Origin of the sequence: Thermococcus sp. EP1 (genome assembly GCF_001317345.1) — an archaeon.
Taxonomy (GTDB): domain Archaea; phylum Methanobacteriota_B; class Thermococci; order Thermococcales; family Thermococcaceae; genus Thermococcus_A.
In genome coordinates this window covers 135,554-158,174 of record NZ_JXCG01000006.1, presented here as the reverse complement: position 1 = coordinate 158,174, position 22,621 = coordinate 135,554, and the positions used below count along the sequence as shown (strand labels likewise).

Sequence of the window (22,621 nt, the reverse complement as noted above, 5' to 3'; positions counted from 1 at the left end):
CCTAAATTATAGCTCGTGCAGGCAATCAGTAATCTTCTTCCAAAAACTCATTCAATACTTTAATCAGCTCGTCGTTTTCCTCCTTCTTACCAATAGTAATTCTTATGTGGCCATCTAATCTCCCACCGAGCTTCCTCACCACAATGCCTCTATCAAGAAGGAATTCATAGGCATTCAAGCGCATAAGCAGAAAGTTTGCCTCACTTGGATAAGCATAGTCTTTGAACTCTTTGTAAATCCTTTCGCGCTCTTTAATTATGTAATTGATGTTTCGTCTAATTAAATCATAGTGGTCAAGCATAAGTTCTGCTATCTTCATTGAAAGGGAGTTCAGCGCAAAGGGAGTTTTGATTCGGTGAAGGTAATCTATTATCTCTTTACTTGCGACTGCATAGCCAACCCTAATCCCGGCAAGCCCAAAAGCCTTTGAGAATGTTCTCAGAACTATTAAATTATCATACTCACTGACCAAATCAACGTTGCTGCTCTCTGCAAACTCTATGTATGCTTCATCTAAAACCACAGGAGCGCCAGTTTCAAGGACACTTATTATCTTTTCCCTTTCTTGAGTGTTGCCCGTAGGGTTGTTTGGAGAGCAGATAAAGATGCTCTTGGCATTTTCCGCGTAGTCCTCGACATTCTGGAGCTTAAAGCTCTCATCCAATGGCACATCAACTAAATTAATTCCTTCAAGCTTTGCAAAGAAATCATACATCCCAAAGGTCGGGGAGCTTATGACTATGTGGTCACCTTCAAAGAGCTTCAAAATTAGGCTTATCAGTTCGTCGCTCCCGTTTCCAACGATTACGTTTTCCTTTTCAAACCCCAAAAACTCGGCTATCCTCTCCCTTAGAGGATCAGCTGTGATGTGTGGATAGCGGTTGAAAGGGACATTTTTAAGCTCTTCAAGGATTTCTTCCTTAATCTCTGCTGGAATGTCAAAGGGATTTTCGTTCTTATCGAGCCAAATCTTGTAGTCTCCCTCTAAAACCCTATACGGTTTAAACTCCTTAGTTATCTCACTAACCTTCACCCTCTCCTCCCCCTAAGCTCCTTCATAACTTCACCTAGGCTTATCTCATTATAAGTGAGCAAAACTAAGAGGTGATAGATTAAATCAGCAGTCTCGTAAATTATTCTCTCCCTTTCTTCAGCGACCAAAACTTCCACTGCTTCTTCTCCAAATTTCTTGTATATCTTCTCTTTCCCCTCTTTGAAAAGCTTTGAAGTGTAGGAGCCTTCTTTTGGATTTTCTTTGCGCTGCTTTATGACCTCCTCAAGCTCCCTCAAAACTGTCAACGAGTAGTCAATCCCGCCAACTTCCCTCTCTGGCTCTCCCAATTTCCTGTAAAAGCAGCTTCTATTGCCGGTATGGCAGGCTACGCCAACCTGCTCAACTATTAAAAGCAAGGCATCATTGTCGCAGTCTATCTTTATTTCCTTAACTTTTTGAACGTTCCCACTAACTTCTCCTTTCATCCTAATTCTCTTTTGACTCCTTGAATAATAATGTGCATAACCCGTCTCTAAAGTCTTTCTCAATGCTTCCTCATTCATATAAGCCAAAGTCAAAACTTCTCCATCAACGTTCTGCACAATAACCGGAACTATTTCGCTTTTCTCCCAGTTGACCTGCTTTATAAGCTCATTCAAGTCTGACATTCACACCCCTCCTCGCTAAATACTCCTTAAGTTCCCTAACAGTGTACTTCTCATAGTGAAAGATTGATGCAGCTAAAGCCGCGCTTGCACCAATTTTAAATGCTTCATAGAAGTGTTCTGGACTTCCAGCACCTCCAGAGGCAATAACGGGAATGTCAACAGCTTCGACTATTGTTTCAGTTAGGGGTATGTCAAAGCCCTCCTGTGTCCCGTCCGTGTCCATAGAAGTGAGCAAAATCTCACCAGCTCCCAAAGATTCGACCTCTCTGGCCCACTCTATTGCATCTATCCCTCTCGCTTTTCTTCCTCCGTGCGTATAAACCTCCCAAAACTCCCCATTCCACTTTGCATCAATTGCTATGACTAAATTCGCACTCCCAACAACTTTTGCCGCTTCGCTTACAAGTGTTGGATTGTCAACAGCAGCCGTGTTGAGGAAAACCTTATCGGCACCGCTCTTTATTATCTCTCTAATCTCCTCAACGCTCTTAATCCCTCCACCAACCGTGAAAGGAACGTAAATCTCTTCCGCAATGCGCTTTACTAAATCGAGGAGAATTTGCCTCTTCTCGTAAGATGCAGTAATGTCGAGGAAAACTATCTCGTCTATTCCCTCCTCCTCATAGCGTTTTGCCAGCTCTATTGGGTCTCCAGCGTCTCTAATATTCTGAAACTTTATCCCCTTTACAACTCTCCCCTCTTTTATGTCCAAGGCGGCGATAATTCTCTTAGCGAGCATCATAATACCTCCAAAATCTCTTCTAAGCTTATTTTCTCCTCATAGAGAGCTTTTCCAACTATTGCTCCAGAGAATCCAATTTCTTTGAGCTTGATTACATCCTCAACGCTTGAAACCCCACCGGCATAGATGAACTCCTCTCTGCCCCAAAAGCGCTCTATCTTTTCAATTCCCGTCAATGTCCCGTCCTTCTCTATTGCCGTGTAAATGAACCTATTAACGTACTTTTTGAGCATCTCGTAAGCCTCTTCAACGGTTATAGAGCTCTCTTCCTCCCAGCCTTTTACAGCTATCCTTCCACCTTTGGCATCTAAGCTTACAGTTATTCCTTCAAAATCCTGCGTTACCTTTTCTAAAAACTCTAAATCAAAGGCTTTTGTTCCTATTATGACGTTCTCAACGCCAATTGAGTAGGCTTTCGCTATGCTCTCATAGTCCCTAAAGCCTCCACCCACCTGAACCCTCAGCCCTGTCTCCTCTATTATCCTCCTCACGACGTCGAGGTTCTTTGGCTTTCCTTCAAAGGCCCCATCTAAGTCCACTATGTGGATTTTGTCCACAAGTTTAGCAAAATCCTTAGCTACCTTTACTGGATCTCCATAAACTTTTACGCTCTCTTTTTTACCCTTGTAGAGCCTCACAGCTTTCCCGCTCATTAAATCTATTGCAGGGTAAACCTTCATCTCACAGCCTCCTGAAGTTTTCTAAAAGCTTCAACCCATTTTTGCTCGACTTTTCTGGGTGAAATTGAACTCCAAAGACGTTATCTTTGCAAACTGCTGAAGGAAAGACTACTTCCTTCCCCTTTGACTCATAGTCCGTTATTGCTGCAATTACTTCTTTGTCTTGAGGATTTACATAGTAGGAGTGCACGAAGTAGAAGTAGCTTCCGCTTTTGATTCCTTCAAAGAGCGGACACTCTTTAGCAGGAAAAACTTGATTCCAGCCTATGTGGGGAACTCTAACACCTCTAAACTTCACTACATTGCCCTTAAATACTTCTAAGCCCTTCCCTTCGCTTTCTTCACTCCACTCAAATAAAAGCTGCATCCCCAAGCATATCCCAAGGAATGGCTTTCCTTCATTGATCGCATCTAAGATCGTCCCTTTTAGAGGCTCAAGCCTTTTCATCACTGCTCCAAAGTTCCCTACTCCTGGGAGCACAATTTTATCAGCCCTCTCAATCTCATAGGGGTCACTCGTGATTATTCCGCCCAAAGCTTTTCTAACATTTGCCAGGTTCCCAATCCCTAAATCCACTATTGCTATCATTTACAGCACCCCTTTTGTGCTCTCCAAACGCTCGCTCTCACTTAAAGCCTGCCTTAGGGCAACGCCGAGCCCCTTAAAGGTCGCTTCAACTATGTGGTGAGCATTAACTCCACTCAGTTGCTTCACGTGGATTGTCGCATTGAGAGTTCTCGCTAAAGCCCAGAGAAACTCTCTAACTAAAGTGAACTCAAATCCTTCTTCGCTCTCTTTGAAGTCAAGCTCGAGGTTTAGGTAAGGTCTTGAAATGTCAACGGCGACCAGGACTAACGCATCGTCCATTGGAATTATTGCATTTCCAAAGCGCGCTATTTTCTTGCCCTTAATCTTCTCTCTAAGCTCCTCTCCAAGGACTATGCCCAAATCCTCCCATAGGTGATGCCTTAAGTCCCACTCAGCGCTCACACTAACCTCTTCACGCATGTAAAAGAATAAAGCAGTGAGGAGGTGGTCAAAAACTTTATCGCCAGTCTTTATTCCTCCTCCACTGCCGAGCTCAACAGTTATGTCCGTTTCTCTTGTTTTGCGCCTCATCAATACTACCTCCTTATCTCCATGCTCCTCTTGTGCTGTTCCATACCCTCGATCTCCGCCAAGCGAATCCCCAAATACCTCTCCTGCAAAAACTCCTCCCTGCTCACGTAGGCTAAACTTATCCGCTTCATAAAGTCCATAACCGTTAAGACCGAGCTGAACTTGGCCGCTCCACCCGTTGGAAGGACGTGGTTGACTCCTAAGAAGTAATCCGCTGCTGGGACTGGTGTGTATTCTCCTAAATAAATCGCCCCAGCATTTTCGATTAAGTCCACTAACTTCAGAGGCTCTTTTGTGAGTATCTCCAAGTGCTCTGGCGCAATCTCATTGACCTTTTCTGCACACTCTTCTAAGCTTTTGCACAAGACAACCTCAACGCCCTCCTTGTTGCAGTATTCTGCTAACTCTTTTGAAGTCGTGAGGAGCCAAGCCTTTGAGTCTTTTCCGTGCTCTAATTGGGAGAGCAGATCAGCCAAGACATAATCTTTATTTGCACTTTCATCGGCTATTATCGCTATCTCCGAAGGACCAGCTAAGCTATCAATCCCGACAACACCAAAAACCTGCCTCTTAGCTTCATTCACGAACTTGTTCCCGGGGCCAAAGATTTTGTCCACTTTCTTCATTCCAATGCCATAGGCCATTGCCCCAATCGCTTGGATTCCACCGAGCTTGTAGACTTCTTTAATGCCAAGGAGCTTTGCAACATAGAGGACGTAAGGATTAACTTTTCCATCTTTCGGCGGTATGGCAACAACTATCTCCTTAACGCCAGCTATTTTAGCCGGAACTCCAACCATTATGAGCGTTGAGGGAAGAGGTTTTCCTCCAGGGACGTAGATTCCTATCCTCCTAATTGGCTTGTAGATTATGCCGTAAAGCGATGCGTTCTTTATGTAGACCTTATCATTTTCAAGCTGCTTCTCGTGGTATTTCCTAACGCGCTCGATAGTCCTCGCGATTACTTGTTTATCTTCCTCTGGAATCAGCCTCTCAGCTTCTTCAAACTCTTCCTCTTTCACTAAGAACTCTCCCTCGTACCTGTCAAACTTCTTTGAGTACTCTCTAATAGCATCAATACCCCTTTTTTGTATATCTCTTAAGATTTGGGATACATAACTCTCTAATTCAAAATCCATCTTCAACAACTCCCTTAAGTTTTAAAATAAGGTCATTAATCTCTTCAAATCTGGTTTTTTGGGATATTCTATTTACTATAAGAACTGCTGAAATATCCATTATTTTTTCCAATTCAATTAGGCCATTTGCCAGTAAGGTATTTCCAGTTTCAACAATATCAACTATGGCATCAGCTATTCCAATTTTTGGAGCTAGTTCAATGCTTCCGTGTAATTTTATTATCTCTACTTCGATACCTCTTTCATCAAAGAATTTTCTAGTAAGGTTAGTGTACTTGGTAGCAATTCTAAATCCATCCATTTCCTCAACTTTTACACTTTTTTCCTTTGGGATGGCTAGGCTAAGTCTACACTTACCAAAGGGTAGTTCAAGAGGAACAAACACGTCGCTTTCTCTCTCTTCTACAATGTCACTTCCAGCCATGCCAATGTCGATTCCATGCTCCACGTAAACTGGAACATCGAAGGATTTTGCAAGCAAAAAGCTGTATTCCCCATTTTTAGTTATTAATTCGCGGCCCTGGGGTAGTCTTACCTCTATACCAGCTTTTTGTAATATCTCCACAGAGCCTGTTAAAAGACGACCTTTTGGAAGAACAAACCTCATTTTCTCACCTCCACTGGTATTCCAAGTCTTACAAACTGTTTTGCTTTGTTATAGGCCTCTTTAAGGTCGCCACTAATAATTTTCCTAGTTTTTTCTAGATCTCCTTCGTAAAGCTTTAGAATGGCTTTTAAGTCAAAAGCGAATCCAAATGCTTTCATGCCTTTAATCTCGTATTCTCCCCCGCCTCCAATAGGTTTTCCAAATTTTGGTGAGTATACTTCGAAGATAATGTCACTATAATAGGGGAGGATTCTCATGGTACCGAAATCCACAAAAACCCTCTTGTCGTCGATTGCTTCAATTATCTTGTTTAGCTTTTGGTATTCACACTTCTTTCCTCTGAAGTTGAAAAGCTTCCAAAGTTCTTCCTTTTTTGCTGAAGGTATAGGGAGGCTTTCTATTTCTTCAAAGTTCCGTCTACTTAATGCAGTAATTATCTGGGGTTTATACTCTTCTATTCCCTTCAGAGCTCTTTTCCACACTTCCAAACTGCCCACATCAATATAGAACTCGTTTATGCCGAGACTTTCCAATGCTGTTATTGCAACTAATATTCCTTCAACCTGTACCATCAAATCATTTCCGCCAATGAACTCAATTCCAGCTTGCCATTCTCCCTTTGTGGCTCCGTTGAGAACCTCAAGGATGTAGTAAAGCTTTAGCTCTCTTTTCTCTTTTAAATTTGCTAGGATTTGCGATGTTGGGTCTGGTTTGAACATATAGAATTTATTGTTATATGCAAACTTTGTACCCTTCCTTAAATTAGGGGAATATTCTTCCACACTAGGTAGGAATATCTCCTTATATCCCCAAAGCTCAAAGGTTCTTCTTAGGTTTTTTACAATATACGCTAACCTAACTGATTCGGAAAATAGGTCTTTTTTCAAAAAAATCCCCTCCTGTGAGTTTTAAAATGGATTTCAACTTCAACAGTAGATCTAAGTTAATCTCAATTATAGAAGAGCCGTCAATGATGATGGCAGTAGCTCACCATACAAACTATTGAAAATACATCCTCTCTATCCTGGACATTTGCAAAGTTTTTCGTACTGTTTTCATTCCAAACTTTCATATTGCTCACCTACGGGGGAAAGGATTCTTAAGCCTTATAAACTTTATGGAGAAAATCAACGAACTTAACCTAGATTCATTTGGGTTTTAGAGAGACCAGAGGAAGTATTGTTATAGGCTTTAAAAAACGATAAAGGAAGAATCTCTTTTTACTAGGCGAAAAATTTTTGTAAACTATTTTTGTAAAATATTATATGGGGTGTTATTCATGCAAAAACACCTGAAAGTAATTTTTGTAATTGCTTTATTACTCTTCTCAAGTATGTGCATAGGCAATAAGGAGACCTTAACAACAAAATCCTCAACTCCTATTCTAGAAACCTCTGAGAAAGATCTCTACTCTACTTGGCTTAGAAATGAAACCAAGTATTTTACGATTTATTACCCAAAAATTGAGGAAGAGGGATTTAATTTCAACATCAGGTATCTTCTAGTGGGGATTGACTATGTCTACGAAAGTTATTCAAAAGCTTTTGGAAGAACTCCAGAAGAGGTTGAGCTCTATATTTACCCAAGCGAAGCGGAGTTAAAGTTTGATTATTCAACAGAACTTCCATGGTATATTGAAGGAAACAAGATATTTGCATTTATTGAGAAGGATGCAAAGGGTTTTAACTACTACAGTGTGGAAAGCGCTTTGATAGCGTATTTAACTGGAAAAGTAAATGGATTGACCTTTATATTCCCGTTTTTGGGTGATTTTTACTTTAGAGGAGCAGATGAGCTCAAAGAGATCTCTTTTGATGAACTTCTTTCTCTAGTTGATAGTCAGGATATTGATGAGGTCATGGATTACAAGAGCAACATAATCAATTTTGTGGGTTTTCTTGTGCATGAGTATGGGGTTAAAGAAGTCTTGAAGCTTCTTGAGAGTGATAGTCCTTCTGAAATAATACGGGAGTTACCCAACGTTAAGGAGGAATATGAAAGGTTTGTTGAGTGGTTCTGGGGCGGGGGAATAATAAAAGGGTTACTTGAAATTAAGAACATAAACTTGACAGTGGTTCTTGAAGAAGAAAAGGCATTTCTCTTGGCAAATGAGAGTGTTAAAGTGGAGTATCTCCAAGATTATTATCCATTCTTCGTCAAAAGCGTCTATCTCAATATAAGAGGAATGAGTACTCAATATTTGCAAAGTTTTTCTTTTCTGCTTCCCTACGAACAGAGAGAGACTTATGAAATATATTATATCGGAAACTACAGCATTCAACCATTAACGTATGATGAGGATATTCATTATGCACTTTCTGGGAAGTTTGTAACTCCCAACATGACTCTTCTTGGCAATGGGCATTTATTCCCTCAGCCTGTGGGCCAATATCTCCCCCAAGGAAAAATTGAAGTAAAAAGTCAAAATATAGCTTTTACAACAACACTACCTAGTCAGGATGTATTCCTTGCAACGGGTAAGTTTAAGAGCTTTAAAGGCTTTGTTAATGGAACATCTGTCGAGTTTTACTATACTGGATGTGTAGAGACTCCATCAACGGTGTTTAAACAAGCCTTGAGTGCTTTTAGATACATAAAAGAATGGTTTGAAGTCCCAACGTCCCAATTTAAGGTTGTTTATACGGAGGAAGGTGTTAAAGAGAAGATTTACTGGTCAAGAGATTTGCTTGTTTATAGGCCTTGGCAAGGTTATCATGAGCTGTATTTTGTAGTGGGGCTCTATCATAGTTGGTTTGATAGTGTAAAAATAAAGCCAAGAGATATCTGGGTGTTAAGAAGCTTATCCCCACTGTTGGAAGCGATTCGGTTAGATAAACTTGAAGATTACAAAAAGAGTGCAGTATATCTTTATAAGACAAATCTACGTGATTTCCCGGAATCGGGATATCCACTTGTTGAGAGCTATAAATACTTCTACAGTGATAGACTATGGATGAAGAATTCAATGGTATACAAAGGTTTCCTAACCTTTTATCTCCTCTATACTCACACAGGGGAAGAGGCTTTCAAAGAGGCTCTAAGAGAATTTTCTGAGAAAACACTCTTCAAAGAAGCTGACTTTGAAGACTTCGTAAAACTTCTAGCTGAGAAATCTGGGAACAATAAAGTGCTCTTGATATGGAAAACATGGACAACAAAACCTGCACTGCCAAATCTCACATTGGAAAATGTCGAAATTCTGAAAACTGATGTCAATTACACATTAAAATTTACCTTAGTGGATACAAATGGCTTTGCTTTTCCATTTGAAATTATGATAATAGGATGGCAGGGCCAGAGAGTTGAAGTGGAAGGTTTTTATTATGGAAAACCTCAAGAAGTCGAAATTCTCCTCTCTGGAGAGCCAAAGGAAATCATAATATCTGGTGCACCTTTCCTAAGCAAGAACTTTGACATAGAGGTAAATGGAAGTAAGATATACGTGACTATTCCCTAATCTCAAACTCTACCTCGAGTGTTAGTGTTCCCTCTACTCCTATTCCCTCCACATTTTTTATTATCTTATATTTTCCAGGAGATAAAGGATGTGGGTTCCAATTCTCGTCAAGATACACTAACCTAATTTCCTGGGTCCAAGATTTTCCTGGCATAAGTTCATGGCCCTCTAGGGTAAAGGGCATTCCCAGTTTAACCTTTTTCCAACTTCCATTTTCAAATCTATAGATCTCATATGGGTTTCCTAGTAGTACTGGTACTTTGCCTATATTCTCAACTATTAGTTTTGCGGTTTCCCCTGAGTTGTAGATCTTTTTATTAAGATGCATTTCGGCACGAAAATCTTGAATTGGGACAAAGACTGTGGAGTATAAGCTATCAATCAGACTACAGTTCTCATCAAAAACATACACAGAGAGAGCATAAGTAACGTTCTGATCAGAGGGGAGGATGAATTCAGCATGCCAGTCATTTTCGGTGTATAGAATCTTCCAGCCGTCCTTAATTTTCTTATAAACGACAAAAATCACTGTTCCATTATAATTTGGAGGCACATCCTGAGCTTCAAATCCAACTGTTTTTCCCGGAGGTTTGTAACCTGTACTTATCCAGTATCCCACTTTTCCAGGGCAACAGAAGAAGGAATGATTAGAGGCAGGCCCTAAAGGTTCTGGAGGAATTTCACAGGAGAGTATTTTTTGATTGTATTCTCGTGTATCCTCAGATGAAATAATTAGATAAGCAGATGCAATTATAAGTAACAAAAGTGCTGTGTAAATAGCCCTTTTCATCGTTACCATCTATTATAAGAGATAGCGTCACAACATCATAAATTTTTGGGCTTCAACTCTAAATTAAAACTAAAGGAAAAGAGAGAAAATCACTCTTTCATTGGCAAGCCATAGTCGAAGGAGTAGTAAACCTTCTGGAATTGCTTTCTGAACTCGAAGACGTCTTTTTCGACTTTCTTTGGATCTTCTTTATCAAGAAGGACTCTTCTCATGAATCTTGCTATCTCCTTTATATCGTCTTCCATCATTCCAACTCTTGTCATCTCTTGAACACCAATTCTTAGACCGCTTGGAGTGTTGACCTTTTCAAGTGGGTCCCATGGGAGAAGGTTCTTGTTGAGGATTATGCCGGCCTCTTCCAATAGTGGAGCGGCCCATCCGCCACCTGCTTCGTGGAGCTCACTAACATCCACAATGACCTGGTGGCTTTCGGTATAGCCTTTGTCCTCACCAATGACTTTGAACCCTTCTTCTGCCATTGCTTCAGCTAGGGCCTTTGCGTTCTTGACAATCTGCTCTGCATAAGCTTTACCGAATTCAAGCATCTCTGCAGCTGTAACGACTTTTCCAGCCATGTGGTGCAAGTGGTGGTTGCTCAAAACGCCAGGGAAGATTGCCCACTGGAGCTTGGCTGTGTCTTCACCAAGATCCTTGTAAAGTATAACACCACCTTGTGGTCCTGGGAATGTTTTGTGGGTTGATGAAGTTATAACATCTGCTCCTTCTCTAAGTGGGTCTTGGAACTTTCCTCCACCGATTAATCCCAAGACGTGGGCGGCATCATACATGACATAAGCTCCAACCTCTTTAGCAACTGGGGCTAGTTCTTTAACTGGGTGTGGGAATGGGAATAGTGAACCACCAAACACAACTATCTTTGGCTCAAGTTCTCTAATCATCTGGGCTGCTTTGTCAACATCAATGTTAAATTCCTCATTATCGAAAGGCCATGTATGTACTTCTAATCCTCTCATACCAGCAGCTCCAAAAGGCATGTGGCTTATGTGTCCACCATGAGAAGTGTGGAGAACTATTGCTTTGTCTCCAGCTTGGGTAAGTCCAAAGAATGCGGCTTGGTTAGCGTTGGTTCCAGAAATTGGTCTCAAATCGGCGAAATCGCTCTGGAATAGTTTACAGAAGAGGTCAACACCTATAAGCTCAACTTCATCCACATACTTACATCCTTGATAGTATCTTTGTTTTGGCCATCCTTCAGCATACTTATGCATAAAACCGCTTGCCACGGCTCTTGTAACGCTTGGAGAAGTTATATTCTCACTTGCAATCAAGTTTATTGTGGAGCTCCTCCAGTTTTCATGGCCCTCAATAAATTCCAATACTTTATCTTTATACATCTGGTAGCTCATAGTATCACCCCAGTACTTTTTTGCATGTGATATTTACATCAATGTAATTTAAATCTTGCCGTTGGAATACCTTTAAAAATTTCAAGGGAGAATTAAAGGCGATGCCATATGATAGAAGAGGCAGCAAAACTCATTACTCACTCTCGCTTTTTAATAGCTTTTACAGGAGCAGGAATAAGTGCTGAAAGTGGTGTTCCTACCTTTAGGGACAAAGGAGGTCTATGGGAAAAATATAAAATTGAAGACGTAGCTACCCCAGAGGCTTTCAAACGAAACCCTGGGTTAGTGTGGGAGTTTTATAAAATGCGAATGCAGCTTATGAAAAACGCGAGGCCAAATTCAGCGCACTTGGCCTTGACAGAACTTGAGAATATGGGAATCTTAAAGGCAGTTATAACTCAGAACATAGACAATCTTCATAAGATGGCAGGAACTAAGACTGTTATAGAGCTCCATGGGAACATTTATTCTGTTAAATGCTCCAACTGTGAGTATAAAGAAAATTTGTTAGAAACTAGGAAGCTTGATGAGTTCTTAAGAGAAGAGGAGATTCCAAAATGTCCAAAATGTCGATCATTTATTCGCCCTGATGTGGTGTGGTTTGGAGAATCTCTCCCTCAAGGAACTCTTCAGAAAGCGTTTAAACTCGCTGAACGGGCCGATGTTTGCCTTGTGATAGGAACAAGTGGACAAGTTTTTCCAGCTGCATATATTCCATACATTGTCAAAGATAGTGGAGGGTACGTAATAGAAATCAATCCCAAAGAAAGTGGAATAACTCCAATAGCGGACTTGTTCCTAAAGGGAAATGCGGGGGAGATTATGAAGCTTCTTTTAGGGAAGGTTAAAATTTGCTTGAAGAACAAAAAATGTTAGGTGGTTGTATGATACTCGTGATAGGATTTGGAAAGGAAGAGTTCTCTAGGATTAAGGAGATACTAGATGGATTTAAGGTTTATGAAGTCCCTGAATACTGCAGAGATTGGATAATGGAAGAAGTAGTTGAGAAGGCCCCCTCTTTTGAGGGTAGTGGAAACTGGCATTGGAGGAAGTTCATTATAATGCATGACCTTTCAAATGAGAGTGTAAAGGAGATTATAAGGAAAGTCCGATCGTTAGGCATTAAAGAGATAATCTTTGCTACCACAACACCGACATCCCTATCTTGGATGTTGGAAGATCTTCTCAAAGAACTCATCCGAGAAGATGAATACTTTAGAAGGCTAAAGGAAGAGCAAAAGAAAATGAAAACCTTCTACCTGGACATTGGAAAAAGTTAAAATAGTTCTCACCCTTTTATTAGATGGGGATAGGTATGGTAAAGGTCATATTTTTTGATTTGGATGATACTCTTGTGGATACATCACGCTTGGCTGAACTCGCTAGGAAAAATGCAATAGACAATATGATTCAACATGGTTTTCCTATTGACTTTGAAACTGCTTATAATGAACTAATTGAACTTATAAACGAATATGGAAGCAACTTTCCTCATCATTTTGATTATCTTCTGCGAAGATTCGATCTAAGGTATAATCCCAAATGGGTAGCCGCAGGAGTAATAGCTTATCATAATACAAAATTTGCCCATCTTAGGGAAGTTAAAAATGCCAGAAAGGCCCTTATAAAACTCAGAGAGATGGGATATAGGCTAGGGATAATAACGGATGGTAATCCAATAAAACAATGGGAAAAGGTTTTGAGACTCGATTTGGATGATTTCTTTGAGAATGTTGTAGTATCAGATTTTGAAGGTGTTAAAAAGCCTCATCCAAAGATCTATCAAAAAGCTTTGAAGATCTTTCGTGTAAATGCTGACGAGGCCGTTATGGTGGGAGATAGGCTTTACTCTGATATTTTTGGGGCCAAAAGAGTAGGCATGTATACAATATGGTTCCGCTATGGAAAATATGCTCATAGGGAGCTCGAATATGAGGAATATGCAGACTTTAAGATCAATGACCTCCTAGAACTTCCGCAGGTTATAGAGGTGCTTGAAAATGGTTCAAATAAGGAAGTTCATGCTGATAGATAATTCTTACAAGTCAAAGATACTCAATGGGAAGAAGAAAACAACTATTAGATTTGGAAATTATGAGGCAAAGCCCGGGAGTGAAGTTTATCTTGCAATAACTCCCAGTGACACAGTAATTGCGAAAGTTAGGATAACAAACGTGGAGAAAAAGAAGGTTAAAGAGCTCACGATAGAAGATGCTAAAAAGGATGGCTTTAAGGATGTCAAAGAGTTGGTAAAGGCATTAAATAAAATTTATGGAGAACTTCATGGAGATGACGAAGTGACAATAATTCATTTTGATATTCTTAAAAAGTTTGATGAAGGTATCCCTCTAAAATGGCTAAAGGGGCTTAATTACAGAGAACCCGTGGAAATAGCCAAGTTATATATAAAAAATAAATTGAAAGACTCTGCAGACGTTGACTTCATTATCAAAAAAGTTTATTCTGAGGGTTTAAAGAGCGCTGTTAGGAGATATGGTCCAAAAAGAGTTAAAAATTCACTTTTGAAAGCTTATCATAGGCTTTACGAGGAAGGGAAAATTTAAAGTTAAAGCGGAAGTTCTGGGGTTTCTTTGTGAACCTTTAATACCACCATTGTATGTGTTGCCACAACACCATCTATCTCTCCGATTTTGTTAAGAAAATCATTGAGCTCTGTACTATTTCTAGTTCGTATTTTTAGTATCATATCGTAATCCCCTGTGGTTTCATATATCTCTACAATTTCGGGGTAAGTGACAAGCTTTTTTGCAACATCCGCGTATTTTCCAGCCCTAGCTTTAATGAGGATGAAGGCCAATAAGTTAAAACCAAGCGACTCTGGATCGGGAATGATCGTGAACCTCTTTATTATTCCTTTTTCCTTTAATTTTTTGATTCGCTCGTATACAGTTGACTCGGCTAAACCAACTCGCTTAGAAATCTCTCTCAAAGGAGTGCGACTGTTTTTTTGGAGCACTTTTAAGATTTCTTTATCAATATCATCTAAAATCCCTTTCATATTCCCACCGTCCAAAAATTTTTCGAGATAGTATATAAAGTTGATGATACCTTCCTTAACCATAAATTTATAAAAATCTTCTATAACCTTTAAACGGCGAGAGAAGAAGAGGTGAATAAAAATGCCAACAAACGTAACAGCAGAGTACTTAGCAGCGGAAGAGGAATATCGACAAGCAAAAAGCATACCAGAGAAAATTAGGGCTCTTGAAAAGATGTATGCTACGGTACCAAAGCACAAAGGGACTGAGAAGCTCAGGCTTCAAATCAAACGTAAAATATCAGAGCTTAGAAAAGAGCTTGAAAAACAGCAAAGTCAGAGAAAGGGTGGAGGCTATTCATTTAGCGTTAAAAAAGAAGGTGCAGCTCAGATAGTCTTTGCAGGTTTGCCCAATGTTGGCAAGTCTTCGCTTCTAAAGGCCTTAGCCAATGTTGATATAGATGTGGCTGATTATCCATTCACAACAGTTGAGCCCATTCCAGGTATGATGAATCATAAAGATGTTCAAATCCAGCTTGTTGAAGTTCCAGGCTTGATTGAAGGGGCCGCATTAGGCAAAGGTATGGGAACACAACTTTTGAGTGTTATAAGGAATGCAGATGCTATTGCTATAGTTGTAGATCTCTCCCAAGATCCCATGAAGCAGATGGAGATAATCTTAAAGGAGTTTGAGCGTGCTGGAATAAAAGTGAACAAAAGGAGGCCCAAAGTGGATATAAAGAGGATGCCTATGGGAGGCATCATCATAAATGGACAACACCTAATTCAAGGTGATGTTTCTGAAGTTATGAAAATGCTTAGGGAAGAAGGTATTCACAGTGCAGAGATTACGGTAAAGGAGCCAGTCACACTTGAGGACTTTTCAGATGCTCTTGATGAGAGTCTTGTATGGAGAAAGGCAATAATAATAGCAAACAAGGGGGATGCTCCAGGAAGTAAAGAGAACTATGAAAAGCTTGTTAAGGCATATAATGATAGATTTAAGATAGTACCCGTTTCTGCTAAAAAGAAGGCAAATATTGAGGTATTAAAAGAGGAATTGTATCAGCTAGCTGATATAATCCGGGTTTTCACTAAGTCCCCAGGAGAGGATCCAGCATATCCCCCTATTGCTCTTAAAAAAGGTTCAACAGTTTTGGATGTAGCAGAAAGAATTCATAAAGACTTTGCTAAGAACTTTAAATATGCTAGAGTATGGGGAAAGAGTGCGAAGTTCCCTGGACAGAGAGTCGGAGCAGAACATGTGTTGGAGGATGGAGATATAGTAGAGGTTCATGCAAGATAAATAACTAACCTCTTTGTTTCACTTTTCTTTTGACGCCCTTGCTCTTCAAAGCAGGAAAGATGTCGGTTTTCAAAAGGATAAATCTTCAAAAGAAAAGAGTAATTAATTTGTCTTACAAGATTGTATCAAAATTGTCTCAATAATGTGTGTAAATAATCAGAAAAGTATAAATATGAGTATTGCTCACATATTAATGCTATATACTGCCCTCTATAGGGCATTGTGGTACTTATTTATAAACCTCTTTGGGGGACTTTAATATGGAAAGAGTAGAAACCGGTGAACACTGGGGTACTAGGTTGGGTTTTATTTTTGCTATTATAGGTGCAATGGTCGGCAGCGGTAACATATGGCGTTTTCCAAGAATGATGGCAATGTATGGTGGCGGTGCCTTTTTGATCCCATACAGTATTGCGCTGTTTACAGTAGCAATTCCACTACTGATTGCAGAAGGTATCATTGGTAGGGAAACTGGAAAGAGCACCATTATAGGATTTGCAAAATACGCAGGGAAGAAATATGCATGGCTTGGAGCATGGGTAGCATGGATTAATATTGCTATAATGTTCTATTATGCCGTTGTTAATGGTTGGGCACTGGCATACTTCGTTAAAGGATTGACAGGACTTTATGCAAGCTATGCACCAGGAAAAGGTTTAGAAACATGGAACGCATTCATTGGCGGATGGCAGCCCTTGTTCTTTACATTGCTTGTTTGGATATTCACATGGTACATAATGGCAGTAGGTGTTAAGAGAATCGAAAAAGTTGCCAGTTTCATGGTTCCATCATTGATACTCTTCCTCATTGTGGTTATTATAAGGGCCATCACAATGCCAGGTTCAGATGTTGGACTCACATATATGTTCAAATTTGACACTACAAAACTATCCAATGCAGAAGCATGGCTTCAGGCATATAGTCAGGTATTATGGAGTACTGGAGCTGGATGGGGTATCTACTTGACTTATTCGTCATATCTAAAGAAGAATGACGATATTAACCTTAACTCCCACATTACAGGATTTGGTGACACAAGTGCAGCACTTTTAGGTGGTTTGGCAGTTATTACCACAGTAGCAGTTACCGCACCCCTTATTGGCCTTGATCCATTCAAAGTGTATGCAGAGGGTAACGTAGGATTGACATTCATTTGGTTGACTGAGCTCTTCCCCAAGGTGCCAGCAGGGTTTGCAATAGGAACATTATTCTACTTAGCATTGTTCTTTGCAGCATTCACCTCACAAATTGCAATCACTGACGTCTTTGTGAAGAACATGGTGGACTTTGGACTCCCAAGAAAGAAAGCTGCTACATACGTTGCTATTATTGGTTTGATTGCCGGAGTTCCAGCAGCAATTAGCATCAACTGGCTTAACAACCAAGATTGGGCTTGGGGTGTCGGACTATTGGTTAGTGCAATTGTGATCTCATTCATCATGCTCAAGACTGGCTTAGAGAAGAACAGAGAGACTGCTAACAGAGGTTCAGATATCAAGATCGGCAAGTGGTGGGACATAATGATTGGTTATGTCTCTCCACTAAGCATCATAGTTGTCATGCTATGGTGGCTTAAGCAATCAATCTCTTGGTATCCAGAAACATGGTGGAAGCCTACCGAAGTATTCAGCGCTGGAACAGTAATCTTCCAATGGATCTTAGCAGCTATAGTTCTCTATGTGTTGGTTAACAAGATGCTCATGCCCAAGATAGAGGCAAGACTTGCAGAGGAGGGAGCGTGAATGGAGGGATCAGTGATAATCTCAATGATAGTAGTGCTTGGATTCTATTGGGGCTTAACACTGTATTTTGTTAAACTGGCACTCCAAAAAGAAAAGGAAAAGGCTCAAGCCTCTTGATTTCTATTTTTTATTTTAGTAAAAACCCTTTCCATAATGGGTCGTTTTTGGAAATTATGTCGTGAGAAATTTTTGTAATATATGCACTTCCAGTAATCTCAGGTATTATTGCAGTGTAATCACCTATTTTTGTTGTTCCTACAATCTTAATTTTAAATTGGGTCCCAAGTATACTCTCATGGATGAAAATATCTCCCTCTTTTAGCACACCTTTTGAATATAGAGTCGCCACTCTTGAAGCGCTTCCAGTTCCGCAGGGACTTCTATCCACACTTCCTTCTCCCCATATAACAACATTTTTCCCATTGGAGTCTTCTTTCTCTGGTTCATCGGTTAGCATTGCAAGGTTTATTCTATTTTGAACACCTTTTCTTGGGTGATGAACCTCTATCTGGTCGTTTGCCACGTCAATCAACTTTAACGCAGCTGGTATGAGTTTCTTTATGTAATCTTTTCTAACTCTAAGACCCAGATCTTTGGCATTTGCTATCACATAAAAGTTTCCACCAAAAGCCACGTCTACATTTATTTTTCCGATTTTTGGATATTCAATTTCAAACTCTCCTACATGGAAGCTAGGCACGTCTACAACGGTAACTTCTTTGACTATTCCGTTTTCTACTCTCGCCTTTGCTTCTACCAACCCTGCAGGTGTTTCAAGTTTTATGCTCGTATATGGCTCATTCAGTTCAATAATTCCCAGCTCCACTAATGTTGTTGCAATTCCCATTGTAGCATGACCACACATGTCCAAATAACCAGCAGTGTCCATATATATAACTCCAAAATCAGCTATCTCAGAAGGCACTAAAACAGCTCCAAATTGATCCCCATGGCCTCTGGGTTCGTGAAGTAAAGCAGTTCTTATCCAATCGTAATTCTCTTTGAAGTATTTCCTTTTTTCTATGATGTCTTCTCCTTTTACATTCACTCCTGAAAGTACTATTCTGGTTGGTTCTCCTTCTGTATGGGTATCAACGACATAAAAAATGTGTTTCGCGAACACAAGTGTTCACCCATGTATTAGAAAAAACAAAAAAGTATATAACCGTTGCTAAAGCGTCACTTCTGTCCCGACCCCTAATTTCAATGCTTTCTCATAGGCCAATTTGGCTGTAATGGCATCTTCTATTGCAAGTCCTACACTCTTAAAGAGTGTTATTTCCTCCTCGTGTTTTCGTCCTGCCTTAGCTCCGGCCACGATTTCCCCTAGCTCTGCGTATACATGTGTTTCATCAATTATTCCTTCTTGTATAGGGATGAGTATATCTCCTGATTCACTCAGTACTCCTTCTCTGGAGTCCACAACTAATTTGGATCTTTTTACAGTCTCCGAATCAAGTTCTCGGGCATCTTTGCCCATCCATCCAATGGAGTTTATATGAGTTCCATTTTGAATCCATTCTCCGCTGATAACAGGTCTGGTTGCGGTAGTAGCAACAATAAGGATGTCAACATTTTTAGCAACATCTTTGGGATTTGAAGCAGTAAGTATTTCTATTCCAAGCTTGTTTGACATTTCTTCAGCAAAACTCTTGGCCCTATTCTCATTTAAGTCATATACTAAGGCTTCTTTTATATCCCTGACTTCACAAACAGCCCACAACTGTGTTCTTGCTTGTACTCCAGCACCTATTATTCCTACAATTTTTGCATCTTTTCTCGCAAGGTATTTTGTGGCGACTCCACTAGCAGCTCCAGTTCTCATTGCAGTTATATAGGTCCCCTCCATAAGTGCTAAAGGTTTTCCAGTTTCGGGATCATTTAGTAGGATAGTTGCTAATACACTGGGAAGGCCTTTTTCGGGGTTTTGGGCATACAGAGAGACTACCTTGATTGCTAAGGCCTCGCTCTCTTTTAGGTAGCTTGGCATGTACAATAAAAAGCCATTGTGTTTTTCGATTTCTATTATTGTTCTTAAGGGGACCTCTGCTTTTTCATGATAAAACTCAAGAAAGGCTTTTTCTACTGCATCTATAGCTTCTCTCATGGACAAGACTTTCTTCAGGTCATTTCTGGTAAGAAGCAACATAGTAATCACCGTTTTTCTATTTTTGTGTTTTTGGTATAAATACTCTTTGCAAAGTTCCTTTTTCTGTAGGCTATCAAAATTTCTGAAACTTCAATAAAAGGTTTAACACCTTTTTGTTTAAACAAAAGGTTTAAATATTTTACATACATAAACGAACTGAGAAAAATGTATACTTGGGTGATAAAATGCGGCCATTAGATCTTTATGAGAAAGACTCTTCTAAAAGGATCACAATCTATTTTGAGGGAAAAGCACTAGAAGCTTATGATGGAGAAAAACTGCCAGTTGCTTTGCTTGCTAATAGGATTTACTGGATAACTACAAGCTTACAAGGAAGAAAAAGAGGAGCGTTCACCTTTGGCCCTCTTCCAGTAGTAGTTAATGGCGTCAAAAATATGAATGGAAGAAAGACTGTTGTGAGGAATGGGATGCGAATAGAGAGACAAAACTACGGCGAGTTTCAAGAAGTTGTGGAGATCGATGAGAACAAGGAGACTGTTCAAGAAGTTGTTGATGTTGCAGTGATTGGTGGGGGAATGGCAGGAATTGGTGCAGTATTAGAACTTCAGGAGCATTTGACAGTTGCAATAATAGAGGAAAGGGGCTGGCTTGGGGGGGCAATGTCTCTCAAGGGAATTACTCAGGAGGGATTTGAGGGGTCTCCTGGAGAAGTTATTAATGAGCTAACTTCAAAATTTAATGAAAATGTGAAAGTTTTCAAAGGTACAATTTCCCTTGGAGTTTTTGATGAGGGAGAATACTTTTTAGTACCTGCTGTTAAAAAAGGCCAACTAATTGAGATAATGGCAAAAAAGGTCATTTTAGCTACTGGTGCTGTTGAGAACATACTTCTCTTTGAAAACAACGATTTTCCAGGAGTGTTTAGGCTTGATTTTGCTCTTGAAGTGATGAATAAATGGGGAGTTGCTCCAGGTAGGAAGGTAGCCATTGTTGGAAGGAGACCTGAGAGGATAATTCCAGAGCTGGAAAAGTGGGGTATTGAATACGTTGTAGTGCCTAATCCAAAGCGGGTTGAAGGGGAAGAATGGGTTGAGCGACTTATTGACATGAATAACAACGTTTACGAAGTAGATGCAGTTATAATGAGCGATTATAGGATACCTGATATCAATCCTGTGACACAGGCTGGAGGAAAGCTTACGTTTAAGTGGGGGTACTATGTTCCTGTTATTGATGAGCAAAATCGCATAAGAGAAGGGATTTATGTTGCTGGGAGTGCAACGGGCATAAAACCGCACTATGCCAATTATCTCGAAGGAAGGCTTGTTGGGGCGTACATATTAAAGGAGTTTAATTATAAGAGCACACCTGCTGTATACAGGGAAAAGCTAGAGAAGTATGAACCCGAAGCTTTACCCCCACTTCACGTTGACTTTAAAGCCATGGATCTAAAGGATGTGCAGATATGTGGTTGTGATGTGGATCTGAAAAAAGTTGATGATGTTGTGAAACAAGGAATCACTGATCTCCAGATAGTAAAGAGACTCACTCATCTGGCAATGGGCTTCTGTCAGGGAAGATTTTGCCTTTTCAATGGGGCTATTCTTGTTAGTCAGAGAACGGGGAAAGAAATGAGCACAATAGATCTCCCGGTTGCGAGACCTCCACTTAAGAATGTGAGAGTGAAAGCCCTTGCAAAGGAGGAATGATAGTATGAAGAGCGATATAGTAATAATTGGAGGAGGAATAACGGGAATTGCTATTGCTCACGAGCTTGCTAAACGAGGTGAGGAAGTAACTGTCCTTGAAAAAAGATTCATTGGTTCTGGTTCTACTTTTAGATGTGGAACAGGGATACGACAACAATTCAATGACGAGGCTAATGTCCAGGTTATGAAGCGCTCTGTAGAACTCTGGAAGAAATATAGTGAAGAATATGGCTTCCCATTTAAACAGACTGGTTATTTATTTTTGCTCTATAGCGAGGAAGAAGTTGAACAATTTAGAGAGAATATCTCCATCCAAAACAGATTTGGTGTTCCTACAAGGCTTATAACACCAGAAGAAGCAAAAGAAATAGTCCCTCTTCTAGATACAAGTGAGATTATAGCGGCTTCGTGGAATCCTACTGATGGAAAGGCAGATCCCTTCCATGCTACAACGGCATTTGCTCTTCATGCTCAAGAGATGGGTGCTAGGATATTGGAATATACTGAGGTCAAGGATATAATTATTGCAGATAATGAGATTAAAGCGGTAAAAACAAACAATGGTGTTATTAAGACAGGAATAGTTATCAATGCCACAAATGCTTGGTCAAAGCTCATTAATGCAATGGTAAAACTTCCAATAAGAATTCCAATTGAGCCTTATAGGCATCAGGCAATAATTACCCAACCTATAAAGAAGAATGCAATAAATCCAATGGTAATTTCTTTCAAATACAAAGATTCCTACCTAACTCAAACTGATCATGGGGGAATAATTGGAGGGATAGGATACGAAGTTGGGCCAACATACGATTTAACACCCTCATATGGATTTCTCCGTGAGGTTACAACATACCTTTCCAAGATAATTCCTGCTTTGAGAGAATTGCTAATATTGAGAACGTGGGCTGGGTATTATGCAAAGACTCCTGATAGTAATCCTGCAATAGGCAAGATAGAAGAGATAAGCGACTATTACATTGCAGCTGGCTTTAGTGGTCACGGCTTCATGATGGGACCAGCGGTGGGTGAGATGATGGCAGATTTAATCATCAAAGGGAAGGCTAGTTTGCCTGTAGAGTGGTATGATCCATACCGTTTTGAAAGAGGAGAACTAAGACAAAAAGCTTTACAAATGGGTTGATTTTTGTAAACTTTATTTTTATTCCATTTCGTTCTGAGGGCAGTAGAA

23 protein-coding genes are annotated in these 22,621 nt (G+C 40.0%); 9 read left to right on the top strand and 14 right to left on the bottom strand.

The annotated features are described in order from the left end of the window. Positions 1-25 precede the first annotated feature (25 nt). Genes hisC through EP1X_RS06515 form a run of 9 tightly spaced genes read right to left on the bottom strand, consistent with a single transcriptional unit; the run spans position 26 to position 6,837 of the window. Positions 26-1,033: a histidinol-phosphate transaminase gene (gene hisC / locus EP1X_RS06555; RefSeq protein WP_055282879.1), complete on the bottom strand. Its 1,008-nt coding sequence runs from the start codon at positions 1,031-1,033 to the stop codon at positions 26-28. Then, complete coding sequence (gene hisIE / locus EP1X_RS06550; RefSeq protein WP_055282877.1) at positions 1,030-1,662, bottom strand: bifunctional phosphoribosyl-AMP cyclohydrolase/phosphoribosyl-ATP diphosphatase HisIE; 633 nt, start codon at positions 1,660-1,662, stop codon at positions 1,030-1,032. Before hisIE ends, hisC begins: the two co-directional genes overlap by 4 nt. Beyond that, positions 1,646-2,404, bottom strand: a complete 759-nt coding sequence (gene hisF / locus EP1X_RS06545) for an imidazole glycerol phosphate synthase subunit HisF (RefSeq protein ID WP_371180445.1) — start codon at positions 2,402-2,404, stop codon at positions 1,646-1,648. The genes hisIE and hisF overlap by 17 nt, the downstream gene beginning before the upstream one ends. Next, positions 2,401-3,084 (bottom strand): 1-(5-phosphoribosyl)-5-((5-phosphoribosylamino)methylideneamino)imidazole-4-carboxamide isomerase, encoded by a 684-nt coding sequence (hisA, locus tag EP1X_RS06540; RefSeq protein WP_055282876.1) that lies wholly within the window; start codon positions 3,082-3,084, stop codon positions 2,401-2,403. The genes hisF and hisA overlap by 4 nt, the downstream gene beginning before the upstream one ends. A gap of 1 nt (position 3,085) precedes the next feature. Beyond that, positions 3,086-3,673, bottom strand: a complete 588-nt coding sequence (gene hisH / locus EP1X_RS06535; protein WP_055282874.1) for an imidazole glycerol phosphate synthase subunit HisH — start codon at positions 3,671-3,673, stop codon at positions 3,086-3,088. Further along, entirely contained in the window at positions 3,674-4,204 is a 531-nt protein-coding gene (hisB, locus tag EP1X_RS06530) for an imidazoleglycerol-phosphate dehydratase HisB (RefSeq protein WP_055282872.1), read from the bottom strand. 5 nt (positions 4,205-4,209) lie between these two features. Further along, the gene (hisD, locus tag EP1X_RS06525) at positions 4,210-5,343 is read right to left on the bottom strand and encodes a histidinol dehydrogenase (protein WP_055282870.1); all 1,134 of its coding nucleotides are present in this window, start codon (positions 5,341-5,343) and stop codon (positions 4,210-4,212) included. Then, the gene (hisG, locus tag EP1X_RS06520; protein WP_055282868.1) at positions 5,333-5,950 is read right to left on the bottom strand and encodes an ATP phosphoribosyltransferase; all 618 of its coding nucleotides are present in this window, start codon (positions 5,948-5,950) and stop codon (positions 5,333-5,335) included. The genes hisD and hisG overlap by 11 nt, the downstream gene beginning before the upstream one ends. Next, on the bottom strand, positions 5,947-6,837 hold the full coding sequence (locus EP1X_RS06515) for an ATP phosphoribosyltransferase regulatory subunit (RefSeq protein WP_172672606.1): 891 nt from the start codon (positions 6,835-6,837) through the stop codon (positions 5,947-5,949). Before EP1X_RS06515 ends, hisG begins: the two co-directional genes overlap by 4 nt. Positions 6,838-7,229: 392 nt before the next feature. Between EP1X_RS06515 and EP1X_RS06510 the strand changes: the two genes are divergently transcribed. Then, positions 7,230-9,407, top strand: coding sequence for a hypothetical protein (locus tag EP1X_RS06510; protein WP_055282864.1), 2,178 nt, complete (start codon positions 7,230-7,232; stop codon positions 9,405-9,407). Here EP1X_RS06510 and EP1X_RS06505 read toward each other — a convergent pair. Continuing rightward, positions 9,397-10,206 (bottom strand): immunoglobulin-like domain-containing protein, encoded by an 810-nt coding sequence (locus tag EP1X_RS06505; protein WP_156300719.1) that lies wholly within the window; start codon positions 10,204-10,206, stop codon positions 9,397-9,399. The genes EP1X_RS06510 and EP1X_RS06505 overlap by 11 nt on opposite strands. 80 nt (positions 10,207-10,286) lie before the next feature. After that, positions 10,287-11,564 carry a serine hydroxymethyltransferase gene (glyA, locus tag EP1X_RS06500; RefSeq protein WP_055282860.1) on the bottom strand — a complete coding sequence of 426 codons (1,278 nt, stop codon included), beginning with the start codon at positions 11,562-11,564 and terminating at the stop codon, positions 10,287-10,289. 108 nt (positions 11,565-11,672) lie between these two features. Between glyA and cobB the strand changes: the two genes are divergently transcribed. The 4 genes from cobB to EP1X_RS06480 are packed head-to-tail and all read left to right on the top strand — an operon-like array spanning position 11,673 to position 14,128. Further along, positions 11,673-12,440 carry an NAD-dependent protein deacetylase gene (gene cobB, locus EP1X_RS06495; RefSeq protein WP_055282858.1) on the top strand — a complete coding sequence of 256 codons (768 nt, stop codon included), beginning with the start codon at positions 11,673-11,675 and terminating at the stop codon, positions 12,438-12,440. A gap of 8 nt (positions 12,441-12,448) precedes the next feature. After that, complete coding sequence (locus tag EP1X_RS06490; protein WP_055282857.1) at positions 12,449-12,844, top strand: DUF3783 domain-containing protein; 396 nt, start codon at positions 12,449-12,451, stop codon at positions 12,842-12,844. Between the two features lie 29 nt (positions 12,845-12,873). Beyond that, complete coding sequence (locus EP1X_RS06485) at positions 12,874-13,599, top strand: TIGR02253 family HAD-type hydrolase (protein ID WP_156300722.1); 726 nt, start codon at positions 12,874-12,876, stop codon at positions 13,597-13,599. After that, positions 13,565-14,128, top strand: a complete 564-nt coding sequence (locus tag EP1X_RS06480) for an ASCH domain-containing protein (RefSeq protein WP_055282853.1) — start codon at positions 13,565-13,567, stop codon at positions 14,126-14,128. Before EP1X_RS06485 ends, EP1X_RS06480 begins: the two co-directional genes overlap by 35 nt. Before the next feature lie 2 nt (positions 14,129-14,130). On the opposite strand, the gene EP1X_RS06475 is transcribed toward EP1X_RS06480, so the two are convergent. Beyond that, complete coding sequence (locus tag EP1X_RS06475; protein WP_055282851.1) at positions 14,131-14,583, bottom strand: Lrp/AsnC family transcriptional regulator; 453 nt, start codon at positions 14,581-14,583, stop codon at positions 14,131-14,133. A 121-nt stretch (positions 14,584-14,704) separates the two neighbouring features. Here EP1X_RS06475 and EP1X_RS06470 point away from each other — a divergent pair, with 121 nt between their 5' ends. Both EP1X_RS06470 and EP1X_RS06465 read left to right on the top strand, forming a co-directional pair. Continuing rightward, complete coding sequence (locus EP1X_RS06470) at positions 14,705-15,868, top strand: GTP-binding protein (protein ID WP_055282849.1); 1,164 nt, start codon at positions 14,705-14,707, stop codon at positions 15,866-15,868. 260 nt (positions 15,869-16,128) lie between these two features. Continuing rightward, positions 16,129-17,610 (top strand): sodium-dependent transporter, encoded by a 1,482-nt coding sequence (locus tag EP1X_RS06465; RefSeq protein WP_055282847.1) that lies wholly within the window; start codon positions 16,129-16,131, stop codon positions 17,608-17,610. A 127-nt stretch (positions 17,611-17,737) separates the two neighbouring features. Here the strand turns inward: EP1X_RS06465 and EP1X_RS06460 are convergent, their stop codons facing one another. Further along, positions 17,738-18,733, bottom strand: a complete 996-nt coding sequence (locus EP1X_RS06460; protein WP_055282845.1) for a proline racemase family protein — start codon at positions 18,731-18,733, stop codon at positions 17,738-17,740. A 48-nt stretch (positions 18,734-18,781) separates the two neighbouring features. Beyond that, entirely contained in the window at positions 18,782-19,759 is a 978-nt protein-coding gene (locus tag EP1X_RS06455; protein WP_055282843.1) for an ornithine cyclodeaminase family protein, read from the bottom strand. A gap of 185 nt (positions 19,760-19,944) precedes the next feature. Here EP1X_RS06455 and EP1X_RS06450 point away from each other — a divergent pair, with 185 nt between their 5' ends. Further along, entirely contained in the window at positions 19,945-21,429 is a 1,485-nt protein-coding gene (locus EP1X_RS06450; protein ID WP_055282841.1) for an FAD-dependent oxidoreductase, read from the top strand. Positions 21,430-21,433: 4 nt separating this feature from the next. Next, positions 21,434-22,573, top strand: coding sequence for an FAD-binding oxidoreductase (locus EP1X_RS06445; protein ID WP_055282839.1), 1,140 nt, complete (start codon positions 21,434-21,436; stop codon positions 22,571-22,573). The last annotated feature ends 48 nt before the right edge of the window (positions 22,574-22,621 follow it).

Excerpts from the sequence above, each read along its gene's own strand:
- cobB (WP_055282858.1), top strand. The coding sequence starts at position 11,673 with ATGATAGAAGAGGCAGCAAAACTCATTACTCACTCTCGCTTTTTAATA.
- EP1X_RS06470 (WP_055282849.1), top strand. The coding sequence starts at position 14,705 with ATGCCAACAAACGTAACAGCAGAGTACTTAGCAGCGGAAGAGGAATAT.
- hisIE (WP_055282877.1), bottom strand. The coding sequence starts at position 1,662 with ATGTCAGACTTGAATGAGCTTATAAAGCAGGTCAACTGGGAGAAAAGC.
- EP1X_RS06475 (WP_055282851.1), bottom strand. The coding sequence starts at position 14,583 with ATGAAAGGGATTTTAGATGATATTGATAAAGAAATCTTAAAAGTGCTC.
- EP1X_RS06455 (WP_055282843.1), bottom strand. The coding sequence starts at position 19,759 with ATGTTGCTTCTTACCAGAAATGACCTGAAGAAAGTCTTGTCCATGAGA.
- hisH (WP_055282874.1), bottom strand. The coding sequence starts at position 3,673 with ATGATAGCAATAGTGGATTTAGGGATTGGGAACCTGGCAAATGTTAGA.
- hisA (WP_055282876.1), bottom strand. The coding sequence starts at position 3,084 with ATGAAGGTTTACCCTGCAATAGATTTAATGAGCGGGAAAGCTGTGAGG.
- EP1X_RS06465 (WP_055282847.1), top strand. The coding sequence starts at position 16,129 with ATGGAAAGAGTAGAAACCGGTGAACACTGGGGTACTAGGTTGGGTTTT.
- hisD (WP_055282870.1), bottom strand. The coding sequence starts at position 5,343 with ATGGATTTTGAATTAGAGAGTTATGTATCCCAAATCTTAAGAGATATA.
- EP1X_RS06510 (WP_055282864.1), top strand. The coding sequence starts at position 7,230 with ATGCAAAAACACCTGAAAGTAATTTTTGTAATTGCTTTATTACTCTTC.
- EP1X_RS06480 (WP_055282853.1), top strand. The coding sequence starts at position 13,565 with ATGGTTCAAATAAGGAAGTTCATGCTGATAGATAATTCTTACAAGTCA.
- hisF (WP_371180445.1), bottom strand. The coding sequence starts at position 2,404 with ATGATGCTCGCTAAGAGAATTATCGCCGCCTTGGACATAAAAGAGGGG.
- glyA (WP_055282860.1), bottom strand. The coding sequence starts at position 11,564 with ATGAGCTACCAGATGTATAAAGATAAAGTATTGGAATTTATTGAGGGC.
- EP1X_RS06445 (WP_055282839.1), top strand. The coding sequence starts at position 21,434 with ATGAAGAGCGATATAGTAATAATTGGAGGAGGAATAACGGGAATTGCT.
- hisB (WP_055282872.1), bottom strand. The coding sequence starts at position 4,204 with ATGAGGCGCAAAACAAGAGAAACGGACATAACTGTTGAGCTCGGCAGT.
- EP1X_RS06490 (WP_055282857.1), top strand. The coding sequence starts at position 12,449 with ATGATACTCGTGATAGGATTTGGAAAGGAAGAGTTCTCTAGGATTAAG.
- EP1X_RS06450 (WP_055282841.1), top strand. The coding sequence starts at position 19,945 with ATGCGGCCATTAGATCTTTATGAGAAAGACTCTTCTAAAAGGATCACA.
- EP1X_RS06505 (WP_156300719.1), bottom strand. The coding sequence starts at position 10,206 with ATGGTAACGATGAAAAGGGCTATTTACACAGCACTTTTGTTACTTATA.
- hisG (WP_055282868.1), bottom strand. The coding sequence starts at position 5,950 with ATGAGGTTTGTTCTTCCAAAAGGTCGTCTTTTAACAGGCTCTGTGGAG.